This is a genomic window from Haloglomus halophilum (assembly GCF_024298885.1).
GTDB lineage: Archaea > Halobacteriota > Halobacteria > Halobacteriales > Haloarculaceae > Haloglomus > Haloglomus halophilum.
Genome location: NZ_CP101166.1, coordinates 156779 through 181179, shown reverse-complemented (window position 1 = coordinate 181179; position 24401 = coordinate 156779). Strand labels below are relative to the sequence as shown.

Genomic DNA, 24401 nt, shown 5'->3' with positions numbered 1-24401 from the left:
GTGGGTGGCTCGCTGTCGATGCCGAGCCCGGGCCGGTGGTGTCGGTTACAGTTTGGGGGGTCGCTCGCCGAGGATGTCCTCGATGGCCTGCCGGAACATCTTGATGTTCTCCTTGGAGTCGACGGCGGTCGACGCTTTCGTCTCGGGGAGGTTCGTCTCTTTGGCGAGCTGGATCTTGCCCTCGAGACCCTCCTGTTCCTCGATGTAGCTGTAGTACTCCATCAACTTCTCGCCCTTGAAGAAGTCCATGATGGCACGGATGTACGGCTCGGCCTTCTCGTCCCACTCGTCGATGGGTTTGACCTCCCACTTGCAGACGTCCGCGCCCATGCCCGCACACTGGTGTTCCATCGCCAGGACCGGCGTCTGGGCGAAGCCACTGCACCAGGAGGAGGCGTAGCCGATGAGGTTCCAGCAGACGGGGTCGTTGGCCTCTCCGTTGTGGATGATGTGCTGCTGGGCCTCGAAGGAGTTGTGCCAGGTCCCCGAGAAGTAGAACTCACCGTTCTCCCTGTCGTACTCGATCTCGTCGGTCTCCACGCCGACGATACCCTTGTCGGTGTGTATCCTCGGCCCGGCTTTGAGGAGTTCCTCGGGCGACTCGAAGTCGTAGTTCTTCTCGATGGAGAGGTAGTCGGCGTACCCCGACTGGTAGCCCGACCGGAACAGGGTCTTGCGGGCCTCCTCGACCCCGAGTGTGTCGATCAACTGCTGACGCAGGAGCCCCATCGATTTCGCGTTGAATATCAGCATCCGGTTGTTCCGGAAGGAGTTGACGCCGTCGGCAGACCCGTATTCGAGGTCTTCTTCGAGATCGAAATCGTCTGCGTGCATCCTGAGGCGTGATAGGATTGCGTGATTAAAAAACCATGCGCCCACGGCTATCTGCAGGGGCATTGCATGAGGAACGGTGCTGTAGCTAGCGTTGCTCTCCAGGGGGGAGCAGACGGCGCTTCCTTCGGACGGTTCACGGAGTTGTCTTCACGCAGTCAGCTGGCGCTGGTCGCGGGCCTCGTGTGTCGGCCGACCGCACGCTGTTGATATGGGTTGGCCGGGTCCCCGTTCACTCTCGTGGAGAATTATAATAAATCTGGTATTATAATATTACAAAATCTGATACTTTTGGCAAATGTCTGCTCAGCGGCACGAGTGCAAGAAGCCGATAGTGGCTGGAATATGGAGTTATAGAGTCGTAAATTAGCACATCTAGGTTCCATCACTCGAGTTCTTGTCGGTGTATGGTTCAGTGGTTATTTTTTGGTCTTAATAAGATTATGGTGGGTTGAATGTGGAAAATTTCGGTGTTAGATGTATAAATCAAATTCTCCGATAATGATATCAGTATATTACTGAAATAAGGTCCACATGTTTTTGCCGGAACTAATAACAGTTATCTGAGTAAAATATAATAGAAGATTTGATATATTGTCTATGGCTCTTCCTCACGTCCGCCGGCCGATGAGCGCGATGACCAATGGTTCCCCCCGAACACTTACAGTTACTCAGATTCTGGGTAACTCCATGAGCCTCGATACGGCCGTCGTTCTCGCGGGGGGTGAAGGCCGCCGCCTCCGGCCACTCACGAAGAACCGGCCCAAACCCATGCTGCCCGCGGGCAACCGGCCCATCCTCGAACACGTCCTCGATACGCTCGTCGACGCCGGGGTCGAACGAATCGTCCTGGTTGTCGGCTACAAGCGCGACCGCGTACAAGAGCACTTCGGGCCGACGTACCGCGATGTGCCTCTCGAGTACGCCGTCCAGGAGAAGGAACTGGGGAGCGGTCACGCCCTCCTGCAGGCCCGCGAGTACGTCGACGAGTCGCTGCTCGTGCTCAACGGTGACCGCGTCATCGACCCGGGGATCGTGACCGACGTGGCCGACGCGTTCGGCGACCGCGGGGAGCCCACTATGGCCGTCATGGAGCACCCCGAGGCACACACCTTCGGTGCCGTCCGACTCGACGGTGACCGGGTGACCGAACTCGTCGAGAAGCCGCTCGCCGGCGAGTACCGCCTCATCAACGCCGGCGTGTACGCGTTCACGCCCGACATCTTCGACGGGCTCGCGGAGACACCCAAACGCGAGGGCGAGCTCGACCTGACCGCGGCCATCTCCCGTCGAATCGACGCCGACGAGCCGGTCTGGGGCGTCCGAACGGACGGGCTGTGGGCCGATGCCACGTTCCCGTGGGACCTCCTCTTCATCACGCGAAGCGTCCTCCACACGGACCGCGTCACCGAACCCGAGTCCGAGGACACCCTCCACGTCGCGCCGTCGGCCATCGTCCACCCGGACGCGACGCTGCGGGCGCCGCTCGTGGTCGGCCCCGACTGCGAGGTCGGGCCCAACGCCGTCGTCGGACCGGACAGCGCGCTCGGCCGCAACGTCACCGTCGGGGCGAACGCCACTGTCGAGCGCTCGGTCCTCGATGCCGACACGCGCGTCGGTCCGGGCTCGACCCTCGTCGAGTGTGTCACCGGCGAGGACGTGAACCTCGGGGCGAACACGACCGTCCCCGGCGGGCCGGCGGACGTGGCGCTGGACGACCGCGTCTACCGCGACCAGCAACTCGGTGCCGTCTTCGCCGACCGCGTCGACGCTCGCGGCGGCGTGACGGCGGAACCGGGCGCGCTCGTCGGGCCGAACGCCACGCTCGGGACCGGCGTCAACGTCCGCGGCCGGGTCGACGAGGACAGCGAGGTGGTCCGCTGATGTGTGGTATCATCGCGTGCGTCGGTTGCGGCGACGACACGCTCGACACGCTCGTCCACGGGCTCTCGAAACTCGACTACCGCGGCTACGACTCCGCGGGCGTCGCGCTCACCGCGCCCGGCGACGAGACCGTCGCGGTCGTCAAGCGCGAGGGGAAACTGGAGCGGCTCCGCGAGGCGCTCGACCAGGCGGACGCCGCGGGGACCGCCCCCAGCGGCACCGTCGGGATGGCCCACACCCGCTGGTCGACCCACGGCCCGCCGTCGGACGCGAACGCACACCCGCACACGGACTGTTCCGGCGAGGTGGCCGTCGTCCACAACGGCATCATCGAGAACTACCAGACGCTTCGCGACGAGCTGGAGGCGGCGGGCCACGAGTTCCGCTCGGAGACGGACACGGAGGTGATCCCACACCTCATCGAGGACCTGCTCGCCGGTCCGGAGTACGACCACGCGGACCCGGAACCGGCCATCCGCGAGGCGATGACGCGTCTGGAGGGGAGCTTCGCGGTCGTCGTCTCGGTCGCGGGCGTCGAGACGCTGTTCGCCTCCCGACAGGACAACCCGCTCGTGCTGGGGGCGTCGCCACGCGACGCCGAATCGGCGAGCGGTGAGCGCAGCGAGCCGCGAGCCGGCGCGACCTACCTCGCCAGCGACGTGCCCGCCTTCCGGGAGTTCACCGACCGCGTCGTCTATCTGGAGAACGGCGAGTTCGCCCGCATCGACACGGACGGCTTCACCATCACCGACAGCGACGGCGGCGTGGTCGAGAAGACGGTCGAGACGGTCGACTGGGACCCCGAGGACACCGGCAAGTCCGGCTACGACCATTTCATGCTGAAGGAGATCTACGAGCAGCCCCGCGCCCTGCGCCAGTGTCTCCAGGGCCGCGTCGACGAGATGGGCGGCCGGGTCACGCTCGACGTGGACATCGAGCCCGAGCGGGTTCAGTTCGTCGCCTGCGGCACCTCCTACCACGCGGCGCTGTACGGCGCCGAGCTGTTCCGCGAAGCGGGCGTCCCTGCCCAGTGCTTCCTCGCCAGCGAGTACGCCACCTCGACGCCGCCCGTCGACGACGCCCTGGTCGTCGGTGTCACGCAGTCCGGCGAGACCGCGGACACGCTGAGTGCGCTCCGCGAGGCCCGCTCCCGTGGCGCCCGCACGCTCGCGTGCACGAACACGGTCGGCTCGACGGCCGCCCGCGAGTGCGACGAGGCGCTGTTCATCCGCTCGGGCCCGGAGATCGGCGTCGCCGCCACCAAGACCTTCGCCTCCCAGCAGACCGCGCTCAACATGCTCGCGCTCTCGGTCGCTCAGCAGCGCGGCCGCGCCGGGACGATGCGCGAGTCGCTCTCGGCGCTGCGCGACCTCCCGGGCGAGGTGCAGGCGATCCTCGACGAGTCCAGCGCCGAGGCCGTCGCCGAGGAGTTCGTCGACGCGCCCTCGTACTTCTTCATCGGCCGGGGCGTCCACTACCCGGTCGCGCTGGAGGGCGCCCTGAAGCTGAAGGAGATCTCCTACAAGCACGCCGAGGGGTTCGCATCGGGCGAACTGAAACACGGCCCGCTCGCGCTCGTCACGGGGGAGACGCCGGTCTTCGCGGTCGTCACGGGCGACGGCCCGCTCGCGACCAAGACCATCGGGAACGTCAAGGAGGTCGAATCACGCGACGCGCCCGTGGTGGCCGTGACGGACGGGCGCAGTGACGTGGGGAGATACGCCGACCACGTACTGGAGATCCCCGAGGCGCCCCCACGGACTGCGGCCGTGCTCGCGAACGTCCAGTTGCAGCTGGTGGCCTATCACGTGGCCGATATGCTCGGCCGTCCCATCGACAAGCCGCGCAACCTCGCGAAGAGCGTGACGGTGGAGTGAGATGACGGGCGATACCTCCACGGACGACGGCGACCGGACGGTGCTCGTCACGGGCGGCTGTGGCTACATCGGCAGCGTCCTCCTCCCCCTGCTCCGCGAGGACGACCGGGTCGACCACGTCCGGGTGCTGGACTCGCTGGAGTCGGGCTCGCCGCGGGCGCTTCGCGGGCAACTGGGCGGCGACGACCTCTCCTTTGCGCGCGGTGACGTCCGCGAGTACGGCGATGTCGAGGGTGCCACCCGCGGCGTCGACACCGTCATCCACCTCGCGGCCATCACCGGCGCCGCCTCCACTCACGACCGCCGGGACGAGACGTTCGCGGTCAACTACGACGGCACCGAGAACGTCCTCCGCGCCGCCGGGAAACTGGACATCGACAATGTCGTCTTCGCCTCCTCCTGTAACGTCTACGGCCGGGCGCCCAGCACGGCGATGGACGAGACGACCGACCCGGACCCCATCAACCCGTACGCGGAGACGAAACTGCAGAGCGAGGCCCTCCTCCGCGAGTACTGCGAGGACCACGGCATGGACGGGACCGCGCTCCGGATGGCGACCGTCTACGGCGACGCGCCCGGGGTCCGGTTCAACCTCGTGGTCAACTACTTCGTCTTCCGGGCGCTCACCGACCGCGCGCTGACGGTGTACGGCGACGGCTCGAACTGGCGGCCGTTCGTCCACGTCCGGGACTCGGCCCGGGCGTACGCGAGCGCCGCGCTCGAACCCGGGAACTGGGACCGGCTGGTCTACAACATCGGCTCGAACGATGGGAACTTCCAGATCAGCGACATCGCCGAACTCGTCCGCGAGGAGGTCGGCCCCGTCGACGTGACCTACCTGGAGGACGAACATCCGGGACCGTCGTACAACGTGAGCTTCGACCGGCTCGCCGAGACCGGCTTCGAGACCGAGTGGGCGCTCCGCGAGGGCGTGCGAGACATCGCCGAGGCGTTCCGGGGGGCGGAGTGACGAGGACGATCAGCCGTACAGCGGCGCGACCAGTTCCGGGACGACATCCTCGAAGAGCCGGGCGAGCAGTTCCCAGAGGATGCGCGGCGGCGTGGTCGGCTCGACCGTCGCCGCCTCGTACACCGGATCGTCGAGCCCGGGATGGTCGTACTGGAGATGCAGCGGCCCGTACTCCGGGTGATCGTCGTCGCGGTGCCACCCGCAGTGGAAGTCGACGTTCGGGTCGGCGAAGTCGACCCGGTACTCGTCGTACGGTGGTTGCCGACTCCACCGGACTGTCACCAGCGGCGGGTCGGGGCCGACCACGTCGTCGACGCGCTCGGGTGCCACGGTAGCCTCGAGATACCGTTTCTCCGCGACAGACGGTCGGTACCGAACGGTCTCTGTGAGCGGATGCCGGTCGAGGACGCGCTTCAGCGGCCGATACGGGTCACCACGGAACGCCGGGTCCGGCGGCACGGTTACGCCGGGACGGGCTCGTTCGGGAATCGATCGTAGAGTTCGAGCGCGTCCTCGAGGACATCCTGCCGAGTCGCGAGGTGTTCCCACTCGATGGCGACCTCCCGCCTGCGCTCCGCTGTCTCGCGATCGACCCCGGCCACCGTCGCCCGGAGTTCATTCGGTGAGGCCACGTCGAACTCGTCGCGCCACGCGGACAGCTGCTCGCGGATGTCGCTCAGCGCCTCCGCGAGCTCGTCGGCGGTATGAGCATCGTACGCCTCTCGGACCTCGTCCAGATACTGTGAGACGCGGTCGGGCGCGTACAGAGTCCGCTCGCCGTCGTCCACGCGTCGTAGTCGCCGGTCCTCCGCCAGCCGTTCGAGGTATTTCCGGGCCGTCGCCGGGGAGACATCGGCCTCCGTGGCTACCCAGTTGGCCGTTCGGGGCTCCCCGAGCGACTCGGCGACCCAGCGGACCCGGTCGGCCGCGGGCTGGTCCGTCCATGCCATCACCCCGACCTACGTCCCGTTCTCATAAATAATTCCGGATAGCTGGAAACTTTCGGAGGTCTAGCCGGAGTGCGACCACATCAATTATTCACTACCGCAGCGAGTAACCAGGCATGAACGAGGCGCCACACGTCGCCGTCACGGGCGCGGCGGGGTACATCGGCAGCCGGGTCGTCGCAGATATCCAGGAGATCCATCCGGACTGGGACGTAACTGCTATCGACAACTTCTATCTCGGCGATATCCGGGAAATCGACGGCGTACCCGTCGAACACGTCGACATCCGGAACCGCGACCGGCTGGAAGCAGCGCTCTCGGGCGCCGACGTGGTGCTCCATCTCGCGGCCGTCTCCGGGGTGGACGACTGCGAGAACAAGCCGGACCTGGCCTACGAGGTGAACGTTCAGGGCACCAACAACGTGGCCTGGTTCTGCCGGAAGACCGGCGCCGCGATGGCCTTCCCGTTCTCGATGGCCGTCATCGGCGACCCCGACGAGTTCCCCATCACGACCGACATGGAACGCGACCCGCTGAACTGGTACGGCCGGACGAAGGTGCTCGGCGAGCGGGCCGTCGAGACGATGGCCGAGGGCGCCTTCCCGGCCCACCAGTTCATGATCTCCAACCTCTACGGCGGCCACTCCGTCGACGGCCGGCAGGTCTCGAAGGGGACCGTCATCAACTTCTTCGTGAATCGCGCGCTCGCGGGCGAGTCGCTGACGGTGTACGAACCCGGCGACCAGGCGCGCAACTTCGTCCACGTCCGGGACGTGGCCCGGGCGTTCCTCCGGAGTGCCGAGGCGCTGCTGGAGGAGCGCGATGCAGGCGAGACCGGCAACACGGAGTACGAAGTGGCGACCGACGAGGACCCCGGCGTGATGACCATCGCCGAACTCGTCCAGCGGATCTGCGTCGAGGAAGGCGGCCCGGAGGTGGATATCGAGTTACTGGAGAACCCCCGCGACGAGACGCTGGTCGACGAGTTCGGTGTGGATACGTCGCGGGCGCGGGCGGAGTTAGGGTGGGAGCCGGAGGAGAGCGTCGCGGCGACGGTACGAGAGCTGCTTCGGGACGGGCTGGACGGTCAGGAGTAGCTGGCAGCCGCACCTACGCGTCGCGGGCGGCCAGCAGGTCAGCCGCATAACGCCGCACGTACTCGTGGTACGACTCGTCCACGTTCTCGGGCTGGGCGAACCGGACGGCGTCGTGCTGCTCGTCCAGCGTCACGTCGGCCGCCGAGAGGTCGGCAGTCGCGGCACGTGCCCGGAAGACGATGTTGATTGTGTGTCGGCTCGGTCCGGGGGCGCTCGTCTCCCACCGATGCTCGTAGACACCGAGCCGGTCGCCGATGGTGAGGTCGAGGCCGAGTTCTTCCCGGCCGACCCGGCGGGCGGCATCTTCGAGGTGCTCCCCCTTGTACAGCCGGCTCCCCGGCCAGAACCACTCGCCCTCCACGGGCTCGTTCGTTCGGCGGGCGAGCAGGACGGCGCCGTCGGACCGTTCGACCACTGTCTCCACACAGACCTGTGGCATCCGCTCGATGAACTCGCGGAACGTCTCTTCGGGGACGAACTCGTCGTGAACGTCCATGGATCACGCCGCCTCCGTCACGGTGCCGGTGAACTCGTAGTCGTTCGGTGCGACCCACACCTCCGCGCCCGGCCGGACCTGCTGGGTGCCGTAAAGTGGCTCGTCGTCGGTCACGAGTACACGGAGTGAGACCGTCGCCTCGACCCGCGTCCGCTCGTCCGCCGTCGGCTGGCGGTCGACGGCTGTCACCTGAGCGATCTCGCGGCCCGCGACGCGCTGGATGTCGCCGGCCTGGATTCGCTCCGCGACCGACGGCGGCAGACGGGCCACGACGGTGGCGTTCACCGTTCGGACAGAGAGGCCGTTCCCGGAGCGGCCGACAGAGTGGATATACCCGGTGTAGTGGGTCTCTCTGGCGTTCAGATCGACCTCCTGCCCGACGAGGTACGTCTCGCCGCCTGCGACCAGCCGGCGGTCGGTGGTTCGGTCCGCGACCGACACGGATACGTCGACCCGGATACGGGCGACCGTCACGAAGCCGCTGTCTCCCGTCGGGGCGATGTACGTGTCCGTGATACGCCCGTCCGTCCCCCCGATCTGGACTGGACCGTCCGGCATGGCGACGGAGTCACTGTCGAGTGTGGGAACCGAGCCACCCGGCCGCTCGTCGAGGACGACCGTCAGGTAGCGCTGTTCGGTCGGTTCGGAATCGTCGGTCAGCACGAAGACCGCACCCGAGGCGAGTGCCGCCAGCACGACGGCCGCGACCACCAGGTCGATGACGTTCACGACGCCGAACAGGCGTCCCTCCTCGTCGACGATGCCCATCTTGTCTCGAACCGGCGTCGGTCGGGCCCAAATCGGTTCCGGACTGCGGCCCGCGGTGGACAAGATTCTTGTACGAGTGGAGTTACTCGGAGAGTGAGTAACCAATGACCATCGTCGTCACCGGCGCGGACGGCTTCATCGGATGGCCCACCGCGCTCCGCATCGCGAACCGCACGGACGAACGAGTCGTCGGCGTCGACAACCTCGCCCGCCGCCAGTGGGTCGAGGAGATCGGCTCGAAGAGCGCCACGCCCATCGCGAGTATCGACCAGCGGCTCGCCGCGGCCGAGGAGCAGGGCTACGGCAACCTCTCGTTCGTCGAGGGCGACCTGGCCGAGCGGTCGTTCGTCGACGAACTGCTGCAGGTCCACGAGCCCCGCGTCGTGGTGCATGCGGCAGCCCAGCCCAGCGCACCATACTCGCAGATCAACGGGGAGCGCGCCAACTACACCCAGCACAACAACATGCAGGCCACCCGGAACCTCGCGTTCGGGCTGGCCGAGAACGGGCTGAGCGATACGCACCTCATCGAGACGACCACCACGGGTGTGTACGGCGCGCCCGAGTTCCCGATTCCGGAGGGTGGCGCGACGATGGAGAACCAGGGCGAGCGCGACGAGGTGCCGTTCCCGGCGATGGCGGGGAGCTGGTATCACCTCACCAAGAGCCACGACGCGGCGAACCTGCGGCTGGCGAACAAGCAGTTCGACATTCCGGTGTCGGACGTGCGGACGGCCATCACGTACACGACCGAGACCGAGGAGACGGCGGCCGACGAGCGGCTGGCGACGCGCTTCGACTTCGACTACTACTTCGGCGTCGTCTCGCACCGCTTCTGTGCCCAGGCCGTCGCCGAGTACCCGCTCACGGTGTACGGGAAGGGCCAGCAGCGCAAGCCGTTCATCTCGCTGGAGGACGCCGTCGAGGGACTGGCACGGCTGGCGCTGAACGACGTGGACGAGCGGCCGTCGGAGCACGTGGTCTACAATCAGGTTACGCGGGCGATCTCCATCGTCGAAATCGCCGAGACGATTGCAGAGGTTGCGCAGGAGCATGGACTTGATACGGAGGTCACGCACGTCGAGAACCCCCGCGACGAGGACGAGACCCACGAGATGGAGATCGAGAACGAGCGGTACATGGACCTGATCGGGAACCAGCGGGTGGACTTCGAGGGCGGCGTTCGAGACGCGATTTCGTCGCTCGTTGAGTATCAGGATGTCGTGAAGGCCCACGAGGACCGGTTCCTGCCGGACGCGCTGCAGGAGGACATGGAGTAGCGGCGCACCAACGACGCGTTCCTGGCAGTACGTCCACGCCAGGCGTTACCAACGTTTTTGTTCCGGGACGGAATGGGACTGAACAGAGACTGCAATGAATGATTCGGGGGGCGGTAGCGGGGGGTGGAACAGGCAGGCCGAGGTTTCCGACCGGGCATCGACAGGTGTCGACTGGCAGAATCCAGCATCGATCGATGTCTGTGTCATCGGGGCGGGCGCGATGGGAGGACTCCTCGGCGGTCGACTGGCGGCGGCAGGGACGGACGTGACCCTGGTCGATGTCGGCGCACACCGCCGGACGATATCGGACCGAGGCCTCACGCTGGTCGATCCCGATGGAACGCGCCGTCGCATCGAGGATGTCGATGTCACCTCGAGCGTGTCGGCACGCGAGGCCCGGGACATCGTCGTGCTGGGCGTGAAGGCCTACGACCTGCCCACAGTCGCACCGATGGTTCCGCGCGTCGTGGGCCCGGAGACGGTCGTCCTCCCGATACTGAACGGCATCCCGTGGTGGTACTTCCACGGGTTCGGTGGCGACCTGGACGGCCGCCGCATCGAGGCTGTGGATCCGGAGGGTGTCATCGAGCGCCACGTCGATACCGAGCAGGTCGTGGGCTGTGTCCCCTTCGCCGCGGGGACCATCGCCGAACCGGGTGTCGTCCGGCACACGGAGGGTCGGTGGTTCCCCGTCGGCGAGCTCGACGGTGCGACGACTCCTCGGGTCAGAGGCGTCACCGACCTGCTCGGGCAGATCGGTTTTCGTTCCCGGGTCCTCGACGATGTCCGGTCGGAGCTATGGCTCAAAGCACTGGGTAACCTCTCGTTCAATCCGGTCAGCGCGCTGACGCGGGCGACGCTCGCGGAGATCTGTCGCAACCCGGAGACACGGGCGCTGGTGCGGGCGATGATGGAGGAGGCGAAGACGGTCGCCGAAGCGCTCGGCGTCTCGTTTCGCCGCTCTATCGACGACCGTATCGAGGGGGCCGAGGCGGTCGGTGACCACCGAACATCGATGCTACAGGATGTGGAGCGCGGAAACCGCCTCGAACTCGAGGCTCTGGTGGGGGCTGTCATCGAGCTGGCCGAACTCACTGATCGGTCCGTCCCCACCATCCGGACCGTATACCGTCTGACGCGACTGCTCGACGAGACCAGGAGATCACCATGACCGACACCGATGAGACCGACGACACCGACACCGCCGTCCGCATCCGGAAGATGCGCGAGGAGGAGGTCCCGGCCGCGATGGAGATCCTCGACGAGTACGACATGGCACCGGAGACGGATCGGGACGGCGCCGAGCGGAGCGAGATCCGCGTCGAGAACTCGTTCGTCGCCGCGGACGGGGACGACATCGTCGGCACCGCCAGCTACATCGTCCACAGCGACACGCTGGCCGAGACGGCCAGCATGGCCGTCAGTTCCGAGTATCGGGGCGAGGGGCTCGGCTATCGGCTCCAGACGGCTCGTCTCGAGGAGATGTACTCCCGCGGCATCGAGACCGTTCGCACGGAGACCGACCGCCCCGAGACCATCGAGTGGTACATCGAGCACTTCGGCTACGAGCGGGTCGGGACGAACCCGAAGAAGCACGACTTCAGCCTCCCGGATGTCGACGAGTGGACGGTCCTCGAGCTCGATCTGGAGGCGTGGGCCGAACGGGTCGACCGGTGATGACGACCGGACTGCTCCGGAAGGCGCTCGACTACTGGTCCGGCCGTGGCTTCATCCGGACGGTCGGAGCCACGGCGCGGTACTGCGGGGAACGATTCGAGGAGCGCTGCGAGACGGTTGCGCGGATGCTCGAAAGGGACCGCGGACGGGGGTATCCCCTCGAGACGCGATTGCAGGCGGCCCGCCTGGGCCTCAGCGCCCACTCGTTCCTCTGGCTGGGGCTCGACGACTCGGGGGCGAATCCGGACCGGTATCTGAAATCGGTCGACCCTATCCGGCGACTCAACCACCGCCACATCGTCCCCCTCCACAACAAGTACACCTTCCAGTTGCTGACCGAGCCGCACCTCCCGGCCCTGCCGGCGCTGTACGGCATCGTGGACGAGGGGGTGTTCAGACCGCAGACGACGACCGAGGACGACCTCCTGGCGGTGCTGGAGCAGGTCGGGCAGCTGGTTCTGAAGCCAGCCCGGGGTGGGAAGGGGACCGGCGTCGATTTCCTCGAGTGGGCCGAGGGGGAGATCGTGCTGAACGGCGACCGCGTGGCACCGTCGGCGCTCCGGGACCGGCTCGTCGGCCTGGACGAGTACCTCGTCACCGAATTCATCCAGCAGCACGACTACGCGGCGGCCATCTTCCCCGACGCGACCAACACGCTCCGCGTCTACAGCGTGTTCGACCGGCGAACCGACGAGGCCGAAGTGTTCCGTGCGGTCCACCGGTTCGGGTCCACGTCGTCGGCCCCGACCGACAACTGGTCCCGGGGCGGCTACTGCGTCCCGGTCGACGTGGAGACGGGTCGACTGAAACGGCTACTGCTGGTGGACGGCCCGACCCGGTCGGCGCTGGAACGACATCCCGCGACGGGAGCCACCGTCGAGGGAGTCACCGTTCCCCACTGGGATGCGGTCCGCGAGCTTGTCCACGAGGCGGCGACCCTCCACCGATACGCCCCGCTCGTCGCCTGGGACATCGTCGTCACGGCCGACGGCCCGGTCCTCATCGAGGCGAACGCGCGGCCGGGGAAAGAACTTCTCCAGCTGGAGCAGGGGGTGCTGGACGACCCGACCTTCCAGGCCCTCTTCGACCGCGAGTGGCCGTCGACGGCCGGTGGTCCCACCGCCGGGGTCGAGGCGGCGTCCGATACTGATTACTGACCTCCCGTTCAGACCCGCTCAATGGCCGGACTCTGCGGGGTGGTCGGGGAGGGGACCCAGCATCTGCACCGTGTCGCATCCGACCTGGAGTGGACTGGCGAGGAGACGACGGCGACGTACGAGGACGGCGATGTGGGTGTCTTCGGAGCCTTCACGGCCGAGTCGGAGGCCGACCAGCCCGTACGAGTCGGGGGCGATACGCACCTCTGGGTGTGGGGGTCCGTCTTCGGGGTCGAGCGCGAGAACGGCTACCACCCGAGGGACCGGACAGCCGAGTCCACCGCGGCCTACTGTGCCCGACTCTACCGCGAACTCGGGGAGGGATTCGTCACCGGGCTGAACGGGGATTTCGTCGTCGTCCTCCACGACCGCGACGGTGGGACACTCTCGGTCTTCACCGACCGACTCGGCCTGCGGGACACCTACTACTGTCAGCCCGACGACGAGACGTTCGTCTTCTCGACGGCGGCCCAGTCGCTCTCGCGGCATCCGGCCGTCGAACCGGCCTTCGACCCCGAGCTCGCCGCCGAGTTCCTCGCCTGCGGCTGCCGGACCTTCGGCACCCGGACGCCGCTGGCGGACACGCACCGCTTCCATCCCGGCGCGGTCACGACGGTCGACACCGGGATGCTCGACCTGGCGATGGAGCCGTACTGGGTCCCCCGCTACCACCCGGAGGACCGGTCGTTCTCGTACTTCGTCGACGAGTTCACGGAGCGGTTCCGTGCCGCCGTCTCCGAGCGCCTGCATCCGGACCGGGAGTACGGACTGCTGCTGAGCGGTGGGGCCGACTCCCGACTGGTCCTGGCGGCGATGGACGAGACGGAGCGCCAGCATGTCGCGGCGTACACGCTCGGCGACTGGCGGAACCGGGAGGTCCGCACCGCCGAAGCGGTCGCTGGGACGGCCGGCGTCGACTTCACGTTGCTCGAACGGGACCGCGAGTACCACGAGCGGTCGCTGCAGCGCACTCCCCGACTGTCGAACTTCGTCGGCCGCTTCGACCAAGCCCACGCCGAGGGGATGATGGACCGCATCCGGCCCGAGGTCGACGAGATGATCACTGCGAGTTTCGCGGACACGAACTGCAACGGCTACAGCTTCCCCCGTCGCTCCGTCCGTCTCGGGCCCGTCGGCACGGTCTTCTTCCCGTGGTTCGAGCCGATGGACAGCATCGACGCCTACATCGACTACTGGCTGGACGACCCTCCCGAGTTCCTGGCCGATTCCGTCGATGTGGAGGCAACGCTCCACGAGGAGATTCAATCCACCCACGGCGGCATCAACCATCACGGCGTCCGGTACGGCTCGCCCGAGGAGCTGTTCGTCTGTGGCGCACTCATGCCGCGGACGAACGGGAGCGTGCTGTTCCTGCTGCAGAGCCTCCGCCAGCACTGCCCCGCGTGGAGTCCGTTCGTCGACAACCGGCTGGTCGACCTCTACCTCTCGATGCCGACCCGGTACTTCGCACGGCGGAACGTCATCCATCGAGCGATGGAACGGCTCGACCCGGGCCTGGCGGCCATCCGGTACGCGGACACTGGTGTTCCAATCGACTGGCCGTTCGCAGCACACTTCCTCGGCGACCTCGCCGTCCGCTTCCACGATGCGTACCTCCCGGTGAACGAACCTCCCGAACCGTACCTCTCGCACGGCTCCTGGCCGGACATCCCGGAACTGGTCCGTGAGACATCGTTCGTCTGGGAGGCGCTTCAGCGTCACGAGGAGACGATTCGGACGCTGCCGTTCCTCGACTGGGAAGGGGCACTGGCGTGCTATCGGGACCACATGGACGGTGGGGACCGGTACAAGGAGCTGTACGGGCTGTTGACGCTGCTGGAGCTACCGGTCACCGGTCGGATTGTCGAACATGCCGGGTGAGTAGGATACTCACAGACGTGGACGCGCTGGATACGCTACCCCAATCGAGCGGGTCCCAGCCCATCCGTGGCCTGACCGCACCCGTTTTATGTACGAACGAGGAAACCCCCGTTAAGCTTTGATGCAAGTCACTCGCAATATCCATGACTGAAGGAATCACCACACGCGAGAAGCTCTCCGCTCTCCGTCAGGTCGCGGGCTATCGTCCTGCCCTGACCGCCGGGATAATCTGCCTGAGCTTCTTCGCGGCGGTTCTGGAGGGAATCGGTCTGAGTTTCCTCCTCCCAATCATCGAAACGGCACAGTCCAGCGGCCAGCCTCCACAGGGGGGTATCGTTGGTGTCTTTGTGACAGTCTACGACTTCCTTGGAATCCCGTTCACGCTAGAATTCATCATTTTCGGGGTCGCAGGAGTGATGACCGCCCGATATACATCGAGTTTTCTGGTCGACTGGCTTAGGGCGAAGCTCCAGACTGAGTACATTCGTCACCTCCAGACGGAGTCGTTCGACCGGGCGCTTGATGCGCAGATTGCGTACTTCGACGTTCAGGGGTCGGACGCCATCCTGAATACCATCGTGACACAGTCACGGTACGCGGGCCGGGTCATCGAACGCGTTGTGAAGGTCGTTGAACAGGGCCTGCTGAGTGGGATATATCTCGGAATCGCGCTTCTTCTGGCGCCGGTGTTCACAATCGTCTCGGGAGCAATCCTCGGCAGCGTCTTATACGGACTCAGATGGCTGGTCGAATCGGGATACGATGTCGGAGATCGGGTGGCGACCGCGAACGAGCAGGTCCAGAACGCGGTCCAGGCCGGAATGCAGGGAATCCGCGACGTGAAGCTCTTCGGGTTGCGAGAGGAACTGTTTGGGGACTTCAAGCAGTCCGTCGACCAGTTCGAAAATTCCTCGATCAAGCTGCGGCGGAATCAGGCCGCGCTCGATAATTTTTATCAGCTCGCAACCGCAATCACCGTATTCGGCCTCATTTACGGTGCGTTCCGATTCTCGTCGCTCTCGCTCGCCGGGCTCGGGGTGTTCCTGTTCGCGATGTTCCGGCTATCACCACGGATCAGCACATTGAATAACACGATCTATCAACTGGAGGGTGAACTCCCGCATCTGGTTCGGACCCAGAAGTTCATCTGCGAACTCGAGAGCGCCCAGGAGCCCAACAAGGGGGACCGACCGGTACCGGAACCGATCGAAGAGACCCGGTTTGAGGACGTGCAATTCGCGTACGACTCCACCGAGCAGGTGCTGGACGGGGTTTCGTTTGCGGTCGAACGGGGCGAGTTCGTGGCGTTCGTCGGCCCTTCGGGTGCGGGAAAGTCGACAATCGTCTCCCTGTTGACCCGGATGTACGACCCCGACGAGGGTACTATCACTGCAAACGGGACCGACATCTCCGAATTCCCTATCGAAGCGTGGCGAGATCGCATTTCCGTCGTTCGGCAGAACCCCTACGTGTTCAACGACACCCTCCGCTACAACATCACAATCGGTGCCCGGGATGTCTCCGCCTCGGAGTTGGAGCGAGTCTGCGAAATTGCGCAGGTGACGGAGTTCCTCGACGAGTTGCCCGAGGGATATAATACCGTACTTGGAGACGAAGGGGTGAAGCTCTCGGGCGGGCAGCGACAGCGGGTCTCTGTCGCGCGGGCGCTATTGAAAGATGCTGATTTCCTTGTGCTGGACGAGGCGACGAGTGATCTGGACTCGAACATCGAGGAGAGCATGCATCAGGCGATCGAATCGATGGACAGAGATTACGCGATGCTGGTCATCGCACACCGACTGTCGACAATCGTGAGCGCCGACAGGATCTACACGATGGAGGGCGGGGTTATCGTCGAGAGTGGCCAGCACGGAGAACTCATCGAGCAGGACGGTACTTACGCGAACCTCTACGCAACCCAGACGGGCTGAGGGCCCAGTCCCGAGCACCAGTTCAACTTCACTCCAACCCGGACGCCCCATTCCCGAGTATCCAAATTCGGTGGTCCCCGTACCACTCGACATTCCGTTCCAGTCCCTATCGGAGTGGGGCAGACGCTTCCCATCCGAAGCACTCTTTCGTACGGGTGCTGTCAAGCTTATGTCGGGGCTGACCGCCCGTTGATGCTGTCCAACCGTATTCCTAAATCGAAACCGGCGATATCAGTAATAAGTCTAACCGGTTCCTGAATTGAGACTTCCCTTCTACGGCAAGATCTACGTGGTCGTGACCGGTGTATCACTCGGACCAGCGATTATAGAAGCTTATATTTATGATTTGTCTAAACAAAACCTCTGTCTGAGCATGGACGATACTATTGCAACCGCTTCGAAAGACTATTTTTCGATTAAATATAGAAAATTCAAAAATGAATTTATAAGTAGATTGCAATACGTATTTGAAGAGGACAATCAGCCGGTTGAGTCGGTATTGTGTTGGCCACAAATCGAAAATCAGGAACAGTTATACGACCTTGCTAACCGTTTGGGGTGGTATCTCCCAAGAGATTCTTTCAAAAACTGTGAAATTCATATAGTGGCTTCTCCGGAAACACCCAAACAAATTAGTCCACCCCAACCACAAGCTCAGTTTGATACGGACCACCTGTCCTTCGTTTTCCATCCACCTAGTGAGGATATTCAATTCGATGGTGTGTCTGACCGAATTTTGCTCTGGGACTCCTCACGGCTCTGGCGTCCCCCTATTCTCAGAAATATTGGTAAAACGAAAATAGTGGACCAAGAGTATTTTTCAACCGTGGAATCCACCTCCTGGGCAAACGTCACCAACGAAATTCGGAACCCAGTGGATGATGCTTCTGAACAGAACTATCGGGGCTTAAGTTCCTCGGAAGAATATCCCGCATCCTACGTATTTGCCACTGGACCAAGTTTGGACAAGGTTTTTGATATTGAGATCCCGGAGGATGCACTCTCAATAATTTGTAATAGCATTGTTCGTAACGACGAACTCCTCCAACATCTCCAGCCTGATGTATTGGTATTCGCCGATCCCGTTTTTCATTTTGGCCCTAGTAGATACGCACACAAGTTCAGGCAGGATGCCATTAAAGTATTGAGACAATATGATTGCAAAGCTGTCATACCAAGCCACTATCACAGTCTTCTTGCCGGCCACTTTCCTGAACTAAGCAACCAATTCATCGGCTTCAACAGCGTTCCTGCAGAGGAACCCATCTATCCAACCCCGGATCAACTTGAGGTAATGAGCACAGCCAACATAATGACGTTGTTCATGCTACCTATTGCGATGTCCCTAACGGACGATGTTCGAATCGTCGGTGCAGATGGGAGAGAAAAGAACGAGTCGTACTTCTGGGAACACAGCGGCACAGCTCAGTACGACGATGAACTCATGGAAACGGTGGCCAAGACCCACCCTTCGTTTTTTCGTGACCGGATATATGAAGACTACTATGACCAGCACGTCGAGACTCTCACCGAGATGATTGAGTATGGGGAACGAGATGGTATTCAGTTTCGCAACCTCACTCACTCGTACATTCCCTGTCTCTCCGAACGGAGAGTTGATCCAACCGCCCTCAAGACGTAATTAAACCGTCTGTTATCAGTAACGGAACTCTCTGGCTAACTGGACTCGACGTGTCTGCTGGGCGCAATCACCCAAAACGGTGACAACTTATTCTCCCAATTCACCAAGTCCATCATAGCCGACCACGCTGAACATTTTATTTCCTCGTCAAGCGAAGAGTTCGAAGACGACTTCCTGGTGGTGCTGGATGGAACGCCTTATTTCAATTCATCGGCCATCAAGGACCTAGCGGCCCGTTACGACATTGCCTTCGTAACATTTCCGGCGTATTTGCCGGAGCCTAATGCTGTAGATGAATGCTGAAGACAACTTAAAACAGCTCTTAGCAAACGCTTTTTTGACTCACTGCACAAGCTGACAGCAGCTATCAACACCCCACTCAGGCAATCTTCTTTTCACAATAAAATGGTGGATTTTATTGAGTTCTATGGTCGGCGAGCACGGTCTTTATACTTACATAGTAACACTGATACTCATCAGATGACAGGACCGACGGTCTCAGTTGTCACACCGACCTATAACAGTTCACGGTTTCTTGAAGACACCCTTCAGAGTCTTCGGAATCAACGGTATAAAGACTTTGAGCATATCGTAATCGACGGGGAATCTGATGACGGCACGCATGACATTCTCCGGGAATACGAAGACACGTACCCCATGCGCTGGATCTCGGAACCGGACGAGGGTATGTACAGTGCTATCGAGAAGGGATTCAAACGAGCTCAAGGGGAAATCCTGTGTTGGCTGAACTCCGACGACTTGTATATGCCGTGGACGCTGGAAATTGTGGCGGAGCGTCTCAACCGGAAAGAAAAAGACTGGATTACCGGACATCCAGCACACCTCGACGAAAGTGGTCGCGTCACGAACGTCTCACCAATCAGGCCGTATTATAACAGAAAGTGGCTCGTACGAGGATGGTATCACCGGAGAGGTCTAGGGTTCGTTCAGCAGGAGTCAACGTTCTGGACATCTGATCTATGGAACAGAGCAGGCGGATTCCCTGATGATGTACGCCTTGCCGGTGACTACTACCTCTGGAGGCAGTTCGCCGAAGAGACCCAACTCCGAACAGTCGATACAGTACTCGCTGCTCACAGACAGCACAAAAATCAGATGAGTCATGATATCTCACAATATTATGAAGAAATTGAGGATGCTGTTAGTCCCAGCCACAGATTACTGAACCTGATGAGAGTTAATAGACTCTACAATATTTATAATATATTCAGGAATTAAGAATGGTAAAATGAAAATGTATTAATATACTATAAAATTTAACAATTATTGATTTAGAATTTGAGACTAACTGAGATTATAGTGGTATGTGATAGTAATTTGGCCGGCGGATATCCGGATAAGATGAGGGAAGATGGAGGGATTCAGCACTATCAATGGTGATCGACTTCCTCTACTATGCTGAGCATTACTGTTAACTGATCAAACTAGCGTTTAGATGAGTACCCCGACGGGCCCGCTAGCAATGGGTTCGCCCGCAGGAATCCTGCCAGTCTCCACTATCTTCGGGTCAAAGATGTCCGGAGCTGACGTGGAACGCAGAAATGATAAGTATATTATTAAAATAGATTACTCGGTAGGCTCAAATCGGAACGGCCCCTGGTACTATAGCACCGTCTACAAGTCGTTCGACCAGCTGTAAATGTAGGTGTGGTAGGCGTTGCTACGCGTTTCAGCGCTGTAACAGCCACAGCCTGCCCAAGCTACATTCGAATTATGTGGGTAGCATTAGATGACGCCAAGACTTCCCCTTCGGCCAACAAGCGTCAATTCGACCCAGGTGGAAAGCCGAAGTTTATCTCTGAGAGTTAATTAATGGTACCATCGAAATACGGCGCAGCTACCACAATTGATAGAAATTACAGCAAATTTAGTTATATTTCACCCATAGTTTCCATTCATAAATTTTCAATTGACTGACCATTTTATCTGGTAGTTACTGACTTCGAAGGGAATGTTGCGTACTACCAAGAGCGAGGGCGAGCTTGATAATAACGGCTCCAAGAGAGCGAAGGCAATGATACAAGAACACGAGATATCCGACTGCACGTGGTGGCCCGGTGAATCGGAGATCTCGATAGTAGTTCATTCGAAGGGTATAGGACGAATGGGCCCCAGGATTGAACGTATTGAGAAAGACCGTCTCGAAACTTACCTCAGATGAAAGGCGAGGAGTTGCTGGTTCAAACGCTATATCCTCCGCTGATGCCGGTGAATATACCCCCACCTCAAATCCATTTTCAGCGGCACGAAGAGTGTATTCATAATCGCATATATGGTGTGGGAAGGCATCTGTATCCGGTAAACCGATTTTCTCAATCACCTCTCGCGGTATTGCAACGAATTTTCCCGGAGTCAAGTCACAACTTTGGATCTCCTCATCACGTTTGTACTCCATTGATTCAACTCCCCAACGGGTCCGCGCGAGTCGTGTCGTATAGTCTGAATCAACTCCGTTTGAAACTACGCCAGCGAGGACAGCGGTATTCTCAAAAGCGCACTGCGCCAAGGCAGTTACAGCACCCTCGTCGGGTCGAACATCATCATTTAGCCAAACGATGGTCTTGGCGCCCTTCTGAAAGGCATACTTCATGCCTGCCCGGATTGCCCCACCCCACCAAAGCGAACCGTCACCCCTGAGGAGACTCACCTCTGGGTATCCTTTTTGAACTGCTTTTGCGGTTCCATCGGTTGACCCATCGTCGATTACAACGACGTTTAATCGCTTAAAATCCTCAAACTCAGAGAGATGGTCGAGACAGGTTAATGTTATTTCCTTCCGGTTATGAACGGGAACCAAGACCCATACGTCGTCATTCGTTAAGGTCGCATCTTCCTGACTCAAGGCAAATTTCAAATTAGCGTGATTGATTAAGACTCTTGTGCAGTGAGCGTGGGCGCTGTTCAAATCTGGATTGAAAGGTGAGGCCGGACGGTTTTCTCGTGTCCTATGCCAGAAAACGCCCGCCTCAACGGTTGTTTGGACGAGATTCAGTTAGATTTCTTGTAGCGTTAAGCAACACCGCAACCGTTGATGAAGCTCGGTATTCAGATCCATCTTGCTGGACTATCACTTTCGAATACCGTTTCGATACTTGAGGTATTGGATGTTTAACTGGCACGCTCCACCGTCCACAACTGGGTTCAGAAGGCCGAGTTACAGCCCGAGTCTGGTCGCTCGCCAGATCACGCCGCGGTCGACGAGACGGTGATCTGGCTAGATGGCGAAAAATGCTGGCTGTACGCCGCTGTCGATCCTGAGACAAACGATTTTCTCCTTGCGAAGCTGAGATCCGTCACCAACGGCGGTCTCGCGTGGTTGTTCCTCCGCGAGTTACGTGGAAAACAAGACGTAAAAACCGCCACCTTCCTCGTCGACAACAGCGATTCACTCCAACTCGGCTGCCGACGCCACCAGCTCGATTTCAGATACGAGCCCGATGGAAATCGGATCAGCATCGAACGTGTCTACAGAGAAGTAAAACGACGAACTGTTTTGTTTTCGAATAGTTTCAGCCACGCTCACGCAACAAGGTCGACGAGTGGTTGCGCTCGTTCGCCTTCGCATGGAATTAGCTTATCTGAACACCGTCGACATCCAACCCCAACTATTTATCAAGTTCTTGTGGAAGACAGTGGTGTGACTGGAACTTCGTTAATCGTCGGTGGGGCTGGATTCCTCGGTTCTCACCTCTCGGAAAAACTCCTCGATAACGGCCACGAGGTGATCTGCGTCGATAACCTGGGAAGTGGTCGGCTGGAGAATATCGACGCCCTCCAGTCCCATCCCCAGTACCGGCTCATCGAGGCGGACATCCGCGAGGAACCGGAACTCCCACCGGCGGACGAGGTGTATCATCTCGCCTCCCGTGCCTCGCCCAAAGATTTCACCGAGTTCCCCGTTCGAATCGCCCTCACGAACACCCAGGGCACTCGCTACCTCCTCGAATACGCCGTCGAACATGACGCCAGGCTTCTTTACGCGAGTACCAGCGAGGTGTACGGCGACCCCGAGGTCCATCCCCAGCCGGAGAGCTACAACGGGAACGTCAACATCAGGGGCCCTCGCGGGTGCTACGACGAGGCCAAGCGGTTCGGTGAGACGCTCACCGTCGCCTACCGTGACCGATACGAGGTCGACGTGCGGACCGCTCGCATCTTCAACACCTACGGTCCCCGGATGCGGATGGATGACGGGCGGGTCGTTCCGAACTTCGTCACGCAGGCGCTCCAGGGCCAGGACCTGACAGTGTACGGTGACGGGTCCCAGACCCGCTCGTTCTGCTACGTGGCCGACCTGGTGGACGGGCTCCAGGAGCTGATGGAGACCGATGGCCTCGGCGGCGAGGTGGTCAATCTCGGCCGCCCCGAGGAAGCGACGATTCTCCAGCTGGCCGAGCTGACACAGGAGATCTGCGACACGGACAGCGAGATCACACACGAACCGCTCCCGCAGGACGACCCCAGTCGACGGAAACCAGATATCTCCAGGGCGATCGATCTCCTTGATTGGGAACCGGAGATCACGCTCCGCGATGGGCTCCGACGAACCATCGACAGCTTCGACGAGCGGCTGGGCGACGCCTGAATCGACCGCCCCCGGGAGCGTGTTGGGCCTGTCGGAGTTCCGGCGACGGTTCCTCGAGTCGCCCCGGGTGAGCATCGGCGTCCACCAACGCTATCACGCCCCCCATCCTCCATCCGCCGATGGATCCGGCGTGGTGGCGTCGAAACGTTCGGGACGTGTGGATCAAACTCCGGAACGATGGCGTGAGAGGACTCCTGTCCCGGGTCCCCGCTGCTCTGGCCGGGACGGGCTACAACCTGCTTCTCGACCGGATTACGGAGGACGGTGACTTCCTCGGTCCGGAGGCGGTCCGAGAACGGGGGTCCGAGGTAATCGATGTCTTCGAGGAGCGGACGGTGACCGTCGACCCCCCGGTGAACACGACCTCGAACCCGTTCTCCGGGGCGAGCGGCGAGCGGCGGTTCGACCCCGCGTTCGTCTGCACGCTCCCGGACGTTCGGCTGGTCGGCCCCGATGCCATCAAGCTCAATCACGAGGGGCTCGTCCTCTGTGAGGACCGTCCCGACGTGATGGGGAAGGAACGGTTCCACACGGCCATCTACCGGTACGTTCGTGACCAGGGGCCGACGGCGCCACTCCCGGTCGTCGCGGAACTCGGGTCGGAGCGGTTCGGACTCGGGACCTGCGAGCGACACGAGCGGGCATTCCCGATGGTCGGATTCCCGACCTCGTTCCACCACTGGGTCGTCGAGTTCCTCCCTCGAATCCGGCAGCTGGAACGGCACGAGTCCCGGACGGGCGACAGTCCCACGGTTCTGATTCCATCCGACCCGCCGGCGTACATCACCGAATCGCTCTCCCTCCTCGGGTATCCGGACTCCGAGTACCGCGAATGGGCTGGTGGGCGAGCCCACGTCGACCAGTACGTGTATCCCTCGCCGCTCCGGGACGGAGCCGTTCCGAATCCGGCGGCCTGCGAATGGCTTCGCGACCGGATGACCAGTGCGGTCTCCGGTCGGGAGACGGACAGCATGCCGGACCGCCTGTTCGTCTCCCGGGAGGACGCCAGGATGCGTCGAATCGAGAACCGTCCGGAAATCGAACCCCTACTCCAGCAGCGGGGGTTCGAACCCGTCAGGCTCTCGCATTATCCCGTCGCGGATCAGGTAGCACTGTTCGCCCAGGCAGACTGCGTCGTTGGGGCCCACGGTGCCGGGCTGACGAATATCCTCTACGGAACGGATCTGGATGTCGTGGAGATATTCCCGTCGGGCGATCTCCGGGGACACTACCACGCACTCGCCAACGTGATGGACCACGACTACTACTGCCTCACCGGGTGCTCCGATGGCAATGACATCCGGATAGATCCGGTCGCTCTCGAATCCGTGCTCGACGAATGGTGTCACCGATGAAC

20 protein-coding genes and 2 pseudogenes are annotated in these 24401 nt (G+C 61.8%); 16 read left to right on the top strand and 6 right to left on the bottom strand.

Annotation, left to right across the window (positions count from 1 at the left end; genetic code table 11):
• Nucleotides 1–45: 45 nt before the first annotated feature.
• Nucleotides 46–834, bottom strand: a complete 789-nt coding sequence (locus NL114_RS00840; protein WP_254822917.1) for a XylR N-terminal domain-containing protein — start codon at nucleotides 832–834, stop codon at nucleotides 46–48.
• 687 nt (nucleotides 835–1521) lie between these two features.
• On the opposite strand from NL114_RS00840, the gene NL114_RS00835 reads away from it, so the two are divergent.
• The 3 genes from NL114_RS00835 to NL114_RS00825 are packed head-to-tail and all read left to right on the top strand — an operon-like array spanning nucleotide 1522 to nucleotide 5562.
• The gene (locus NL114_RS00835) at nucleotides 1522–2715 is read left to right on the top strand and encodes a sugar phosphate nucleotidyltransferase (protein WP_254822916.1); all 1194 of its coding nucleotides are present in this window, start codon (nucleotides 1522–1524) and stop codon (nucleotides 2713–2715) included.
• Complete coding sequence (gene glmS, locus NL114_RS00830) at nucleotides 2715–4592, top strand: glutamine--fructose-6-phosphate transaminase (isomerizing) (protein WP_254822915.1); 1878 nt, start codon at nucleotides 2715–2717, stop codon at nucleotides 4590–4592. Before NL114_RS00835 ends, glmS begins: the two co-directional genes overlap by 1 nt.
• Before the next feature lies 1 nt (nucleotide 4593).
• Nucleotides 4594–5562: an NAD-dependent epimerase/dehydratase family protein gene (locus NL114_RS00825; protein WP_254822914.1), complete on the top strand. Its 969-nt coding sequence runs from the start codon at nucleotides 4594–4596 to the stop codon at nucleotides 5560–5562.
• Between the two features lie 9 nt (nucleotides 5563–5571).
• On the opposite strand, the gene NL114_RS00820 is transcribed toward NL114_RS00825, so the two are convergent.
• Both NL114_RS00820 and NL114_RS00815 read right to left on the bottom strand, forming a co-directional pair.
• Nucleotides 5572–6021, bottom strand: a complete 450-nt coding sequence (locus tag NL114_RS00820; RefSeq protein ID WP_254822913.1) for a hypothetical protein — start codon at nucleotides 6019–6021, stop codon at nucleotides 5572–5574.
• 2 nt (nucleotides 6022–6023) lie between these two features.
• Nucleotides 6024–6512 (bottom strand): DUF7342 family protein, encoded by a 489-nt coding sequence (locus tag NL114_RS00815; protein ID WP_254822912.1) that lies wholly within the window; start codon nucleotides 6510–6512, stop codon nucleotides 6024–6026.
• A 113-nt stretch (nucleotides 6513–6625) separates the two neighbouring features.
• Here NL114_RS00815 and NL114_RS00810 point away from each other — a divergent pair, with 113 nt between their 5' ends.
• Nucleotides 6626–7606: an NAD-dependent epimerase/dehydratase family protein gene (locus tag NL114_RS00810; RefSeq protein ID WP_254822911.1), complete on the top strand. Its 981-nt coding sequence runs from the start codon at nucleotides 6626–6628 to the stop codon at nucleotides 7604–7606.
• Nucleotides 7607–7619: 13 nt separating this feature from the next.
• Here NL114_RS00810 and NL114_RS00805 read toward each other — a convergent pair whose 3' ends face one another.
• Both NL114_RS00805 and NL114_RS00800 read right to left on the bottom strand, forming a co-directional pair.
• Nucleotides 7620–8102, bottom strand: a complete 483-nt coding sequence (locus NL114_RS00805) for an NUDIX domain-containing protein (protein WP_254822910.1) — start codon at nucleotides 8100–8102, stop codon at nucleotides 7620–7622.
• A 3-nt stretch (nucleotides 8103–8105) separates the two neighbouring features.
• Nucleotides 8106–8870 carry a DUF4330 family protein gene (locus NL114_RS00800; RefSeq protein WP_254822909.1) on the bottom strand — a complete coding sequence of 255 codons (765 nt, stop codon included), beginning with the start codon at nucleotides 8868–8870 and terminating at the stop codon, nucleotides 8106–8108.
• A gap of 104 nt (nucleotides 8871–8974) precedes the next feature.
• On the opposite strand from NL114_RS00800, the gene NL114_RS00795 reads away from it, so the two are divergent.
• From NL114_RS00795 to NL114_RS00755, 9 genes and pseudogenes are all read left to right on the top strand, one after another.
• On the top strand, nucleotides 8975–10150 hold the full coding sequence (locus NL114_RS00795; protein WP_254822908.1) for an NAD-dependent epimerase/dehydratase family protein: 1176 nt from the start codon (nucleotides 8975–8977) through the stop codon (nucleotides 10148–10150).
• Nucleotides 10151–10244: 94 nt separating this feature from the next.
• Nucleotides 10245–11321, top strand: a complete 1077-nt coding sequence (locus NL114_RS00790) for a ketopantoate reductase family protein (RefSeq protein WP_286671090.1) — start codon at nucleotides 10245–10247, stop codon at nucleotides 11319–11321.
• On the top strand, nucleotides 11318–11827 hold the full coding sequence (locus tag NL114_RS00785) for a GNAT family N-acetyltransferase (RefSeq protein WP_254822906.1): 510 nt from the start codon (nucleotides 11318–11320) through the stop codon (nucleotides 11825–11827). Before NL114_RS00790 ends, NL114_RS00785 begins: the two co-directional genes overlap by 4 nt.
• Entirely contained in the window at nucleotides 11827–12984 is a 1158-nt protein-coding gene (locus NL114_RS00780; RefSeq protein WP_254822905.1) for a sugar-transfer associated ATP-grasp domain-containing protein, read from the top strand. The genes NL114_RS00785 and NL114_RS00780 overlap by 1 nt, the downstream gene beginning before the upstream one ends.
• 21 nt (nucleotides 12985–13005) lie before the next feature.
• Nucleotides 13006–14865, top strand: coding sequence for an asparagine synthase-related protein (locus NL114_RS00775; protein ID WP_254822904.1), 1860 nt, complete (start codon nucleotides 13006–13008; stop codon nucleotides 14863–14865).
• 143 nt (nucleotides 14866–15008) lie between these two features.
• Nucleotides 15009–16796: an ABC transporter ATP-binding protein gene (locus NL114_RS00770; RefSeq protein WP_254822903.1), complete on the top strand. Its 1788-nt coding sequence runs from the start codon at nucleotides 15009–15011 to the stop codon at nucleotides 16794–16796.
• Nucleotides 16797–17169: 373 nt separating this feature from the next.
• A complete protein-coding gene (locus NL114_RS00765) occupies nucleotides 17170–18438 on the top strand; it encodes a hypothetical protein (protein WP_254822902.1) in 1269 nt (422 codons plus the stop codon).
• Nucleotides 18439–18480: 42 nt separating this feature from the next.
• A pseudogene (locus NL114_RS00760) lies at nucleotides 18481–18831 on the top strand (transposase); the annotation flags it as partial.
• 87 nt (nucleotides 18832–18918) lie between these two features.
• Nucleotides 18919–19677, top strand: coding sequence for a glycosyltransferase family 2 protein (locus tag NL114_RS00755; protein ID WP_254822901.1), 759 nt, complete (start codon nucleotides 18919–18921; stop codon nucleotides 19675–19677).
• Nucleotides 19678–20392: 715 nt separating this feature from the next.
• Here NL114_RS00755 and NL114_RS00750 read toward each other — a convergent pair.
• Nucleotides 20393–21301, bottom strand: a complete 909-nt coding sequence (locus NL114_RS00750) for a glycosyltransferase family 2 protein (RefSeq protein WP_254822900.1) — start codon at nucleotides 21299–21301, stop codon at nucleotides 20393–20395.
• Nucleotides 21302–21406: 105 nt separating this feature from the next.
• On the opposite strand from NL114_RS00750, the pseudogene NL114_RS00745 reads away from it, so the two are divergent.
• From NL114_RS00745 to NL114_RS00735, 3 genes and pseudogenes are all read left to right on the top strand, one after another.
• Nucleotides 21407–22032, top strand: a pseudogene (locus tag NL114_RS00745) (IS6 family transposase).
• Between the two features lie 64 nt (nucleotides 22033–22096).
• A complete protein-coding gene (locus tag NL114_RS00740; RefSeq protein WP_254822899.1) occupies nucleotides 22097–23044 on the top strand; it encodes a UDP-glucuronic acid decarboxylase family protein in 948 nt (315 codons plus the stop codon).
• 182 nt (nucleotides 23045–23226) lie between these two features.
• A complete protein-coding gene (locus NL114_RS00735) occupies nucleotides 23227–24399 on the top strand; it encodes a glycosyltransferase family 61 protein (protein WP_254822898.1) in 1173 nt (390 codons plus the stop codon).
• Nucleotides 24400–24401: the final 2 nt, after the last annotated feature.

Excerpts from the sequence above, each read along its gene's own strand:
- NL114_RS00800 (WP_254822909.1), bottom strand. The coding sequence starts at position 8,870 with ATGGGCATCGTCGACGAGGAGGGACGCCTGTTCGGCGTCGTGAACGTC.
- NL114_RS00765 (WP_254822902.1), top strand. The coding sequence starts at position 17,170 with ATGGACGATACTATTGCAACCGCTTCGAAAGACTATTTTTCGATTAAA.
- NL114_RS00770 (WP_254822903.1), top strand. The coding sequence starts at position 15,009 with ATGACTGAAGGAATCACCACACGCGAGAAGCTCTCCGCTCTCCGTCAG.
- NL114_RS00815 (WP_254822912.1), bottom strand. The coding sequence starts at position 6,512 with ATGGCATGGACGGACCAGCCCGCGGCCGACCGGGTCCGCTGGGTCGCC.
- NL114_RS00780 (WP_254822905.1), top strand. The coding sequence starts at position 11,827 with ATGACGACCGGACTGCTCCGGAAGGCGCTCGACTACTGGTCCGGCCGT.
- NL114_RS00825 (WP_254822914.1), top strand. The coding sequence starts at position 4,594 with ATGACGGGCGATACCTCCACGGACGACGGCGACCGGACGGTGCTCGTC.
- NL114_RS00790 (WP_286671090.1), top strand. The coding sequence starts at position 10,245 with ATGAATGATTCGGGGGGCGGTAGCGGGGGGTGGAACAGGCAGGCCGAG.
- NL114_RS00755 (WP_254822901.1), top strand. The coding sequence starts at position 18,919 with ATGACAGGACCGACGGTCTCAGTTGTCACACCGACCTATAACAGTTCA.
- glmS (WP_254822915.1), top strand. The coding sequence starts at position 2,715 with ATGTGTGGTATCATCGCGTGCGTCGGTTGCGGCGACGACACGCTCGAC.
- NL114_RS00835 (WP_254822916.1), top strand. The coding sequence starts at position 1,522 with ATGAGCCTCGATACGGCCGTCGTTCTCGCGGGGGGTGAAGGCCGCCGC.
- NL114_RS00805 (WP_254822910.1), bottom strand. The coding sequence starts at position 8,102 with ATGGACGTTCACGACGAGTTCGTCCCCGAAGAGACGTTCCGCGAGTTC.
- NL114_RS00795 (WP_254822908.1), top strand. The coding sequence starts at position 8,975 with ATGACCATCGTCGTCACCGGCGCGGACGGCTTCATCGGATGGCCCACC.
- NL114_RS00840 (WP_254822917.1), bottom strand. The coding sequence starts at position 834 with ATGCACGCAGACGATTTCGATCTCGAAGAAGACCTCGAATACGGGTCT.
- NL114_RS00775 (WP_254822904.1), top strand. The coding sequence starts at position 13,006 with ATGGCCGGACTCTGCGGGGTGGTCGGGGAGGGGACCCAGCATCTGCAC.
- NL114_RS00810 (WP_254822911.1), top strand. The coding sequence starts at position 6,626 with ATGAACGAGGCGCCACACGTCGCCGTCACGGGCGCGGCGGGGTACATC.
- NL114_RS00785 (WP_254822906.1), top strand. The coding sequence starts at position 11,318 with ATGACCGACACCGATGAGACCGACGACACCGACACCGCCGTCCGCATC.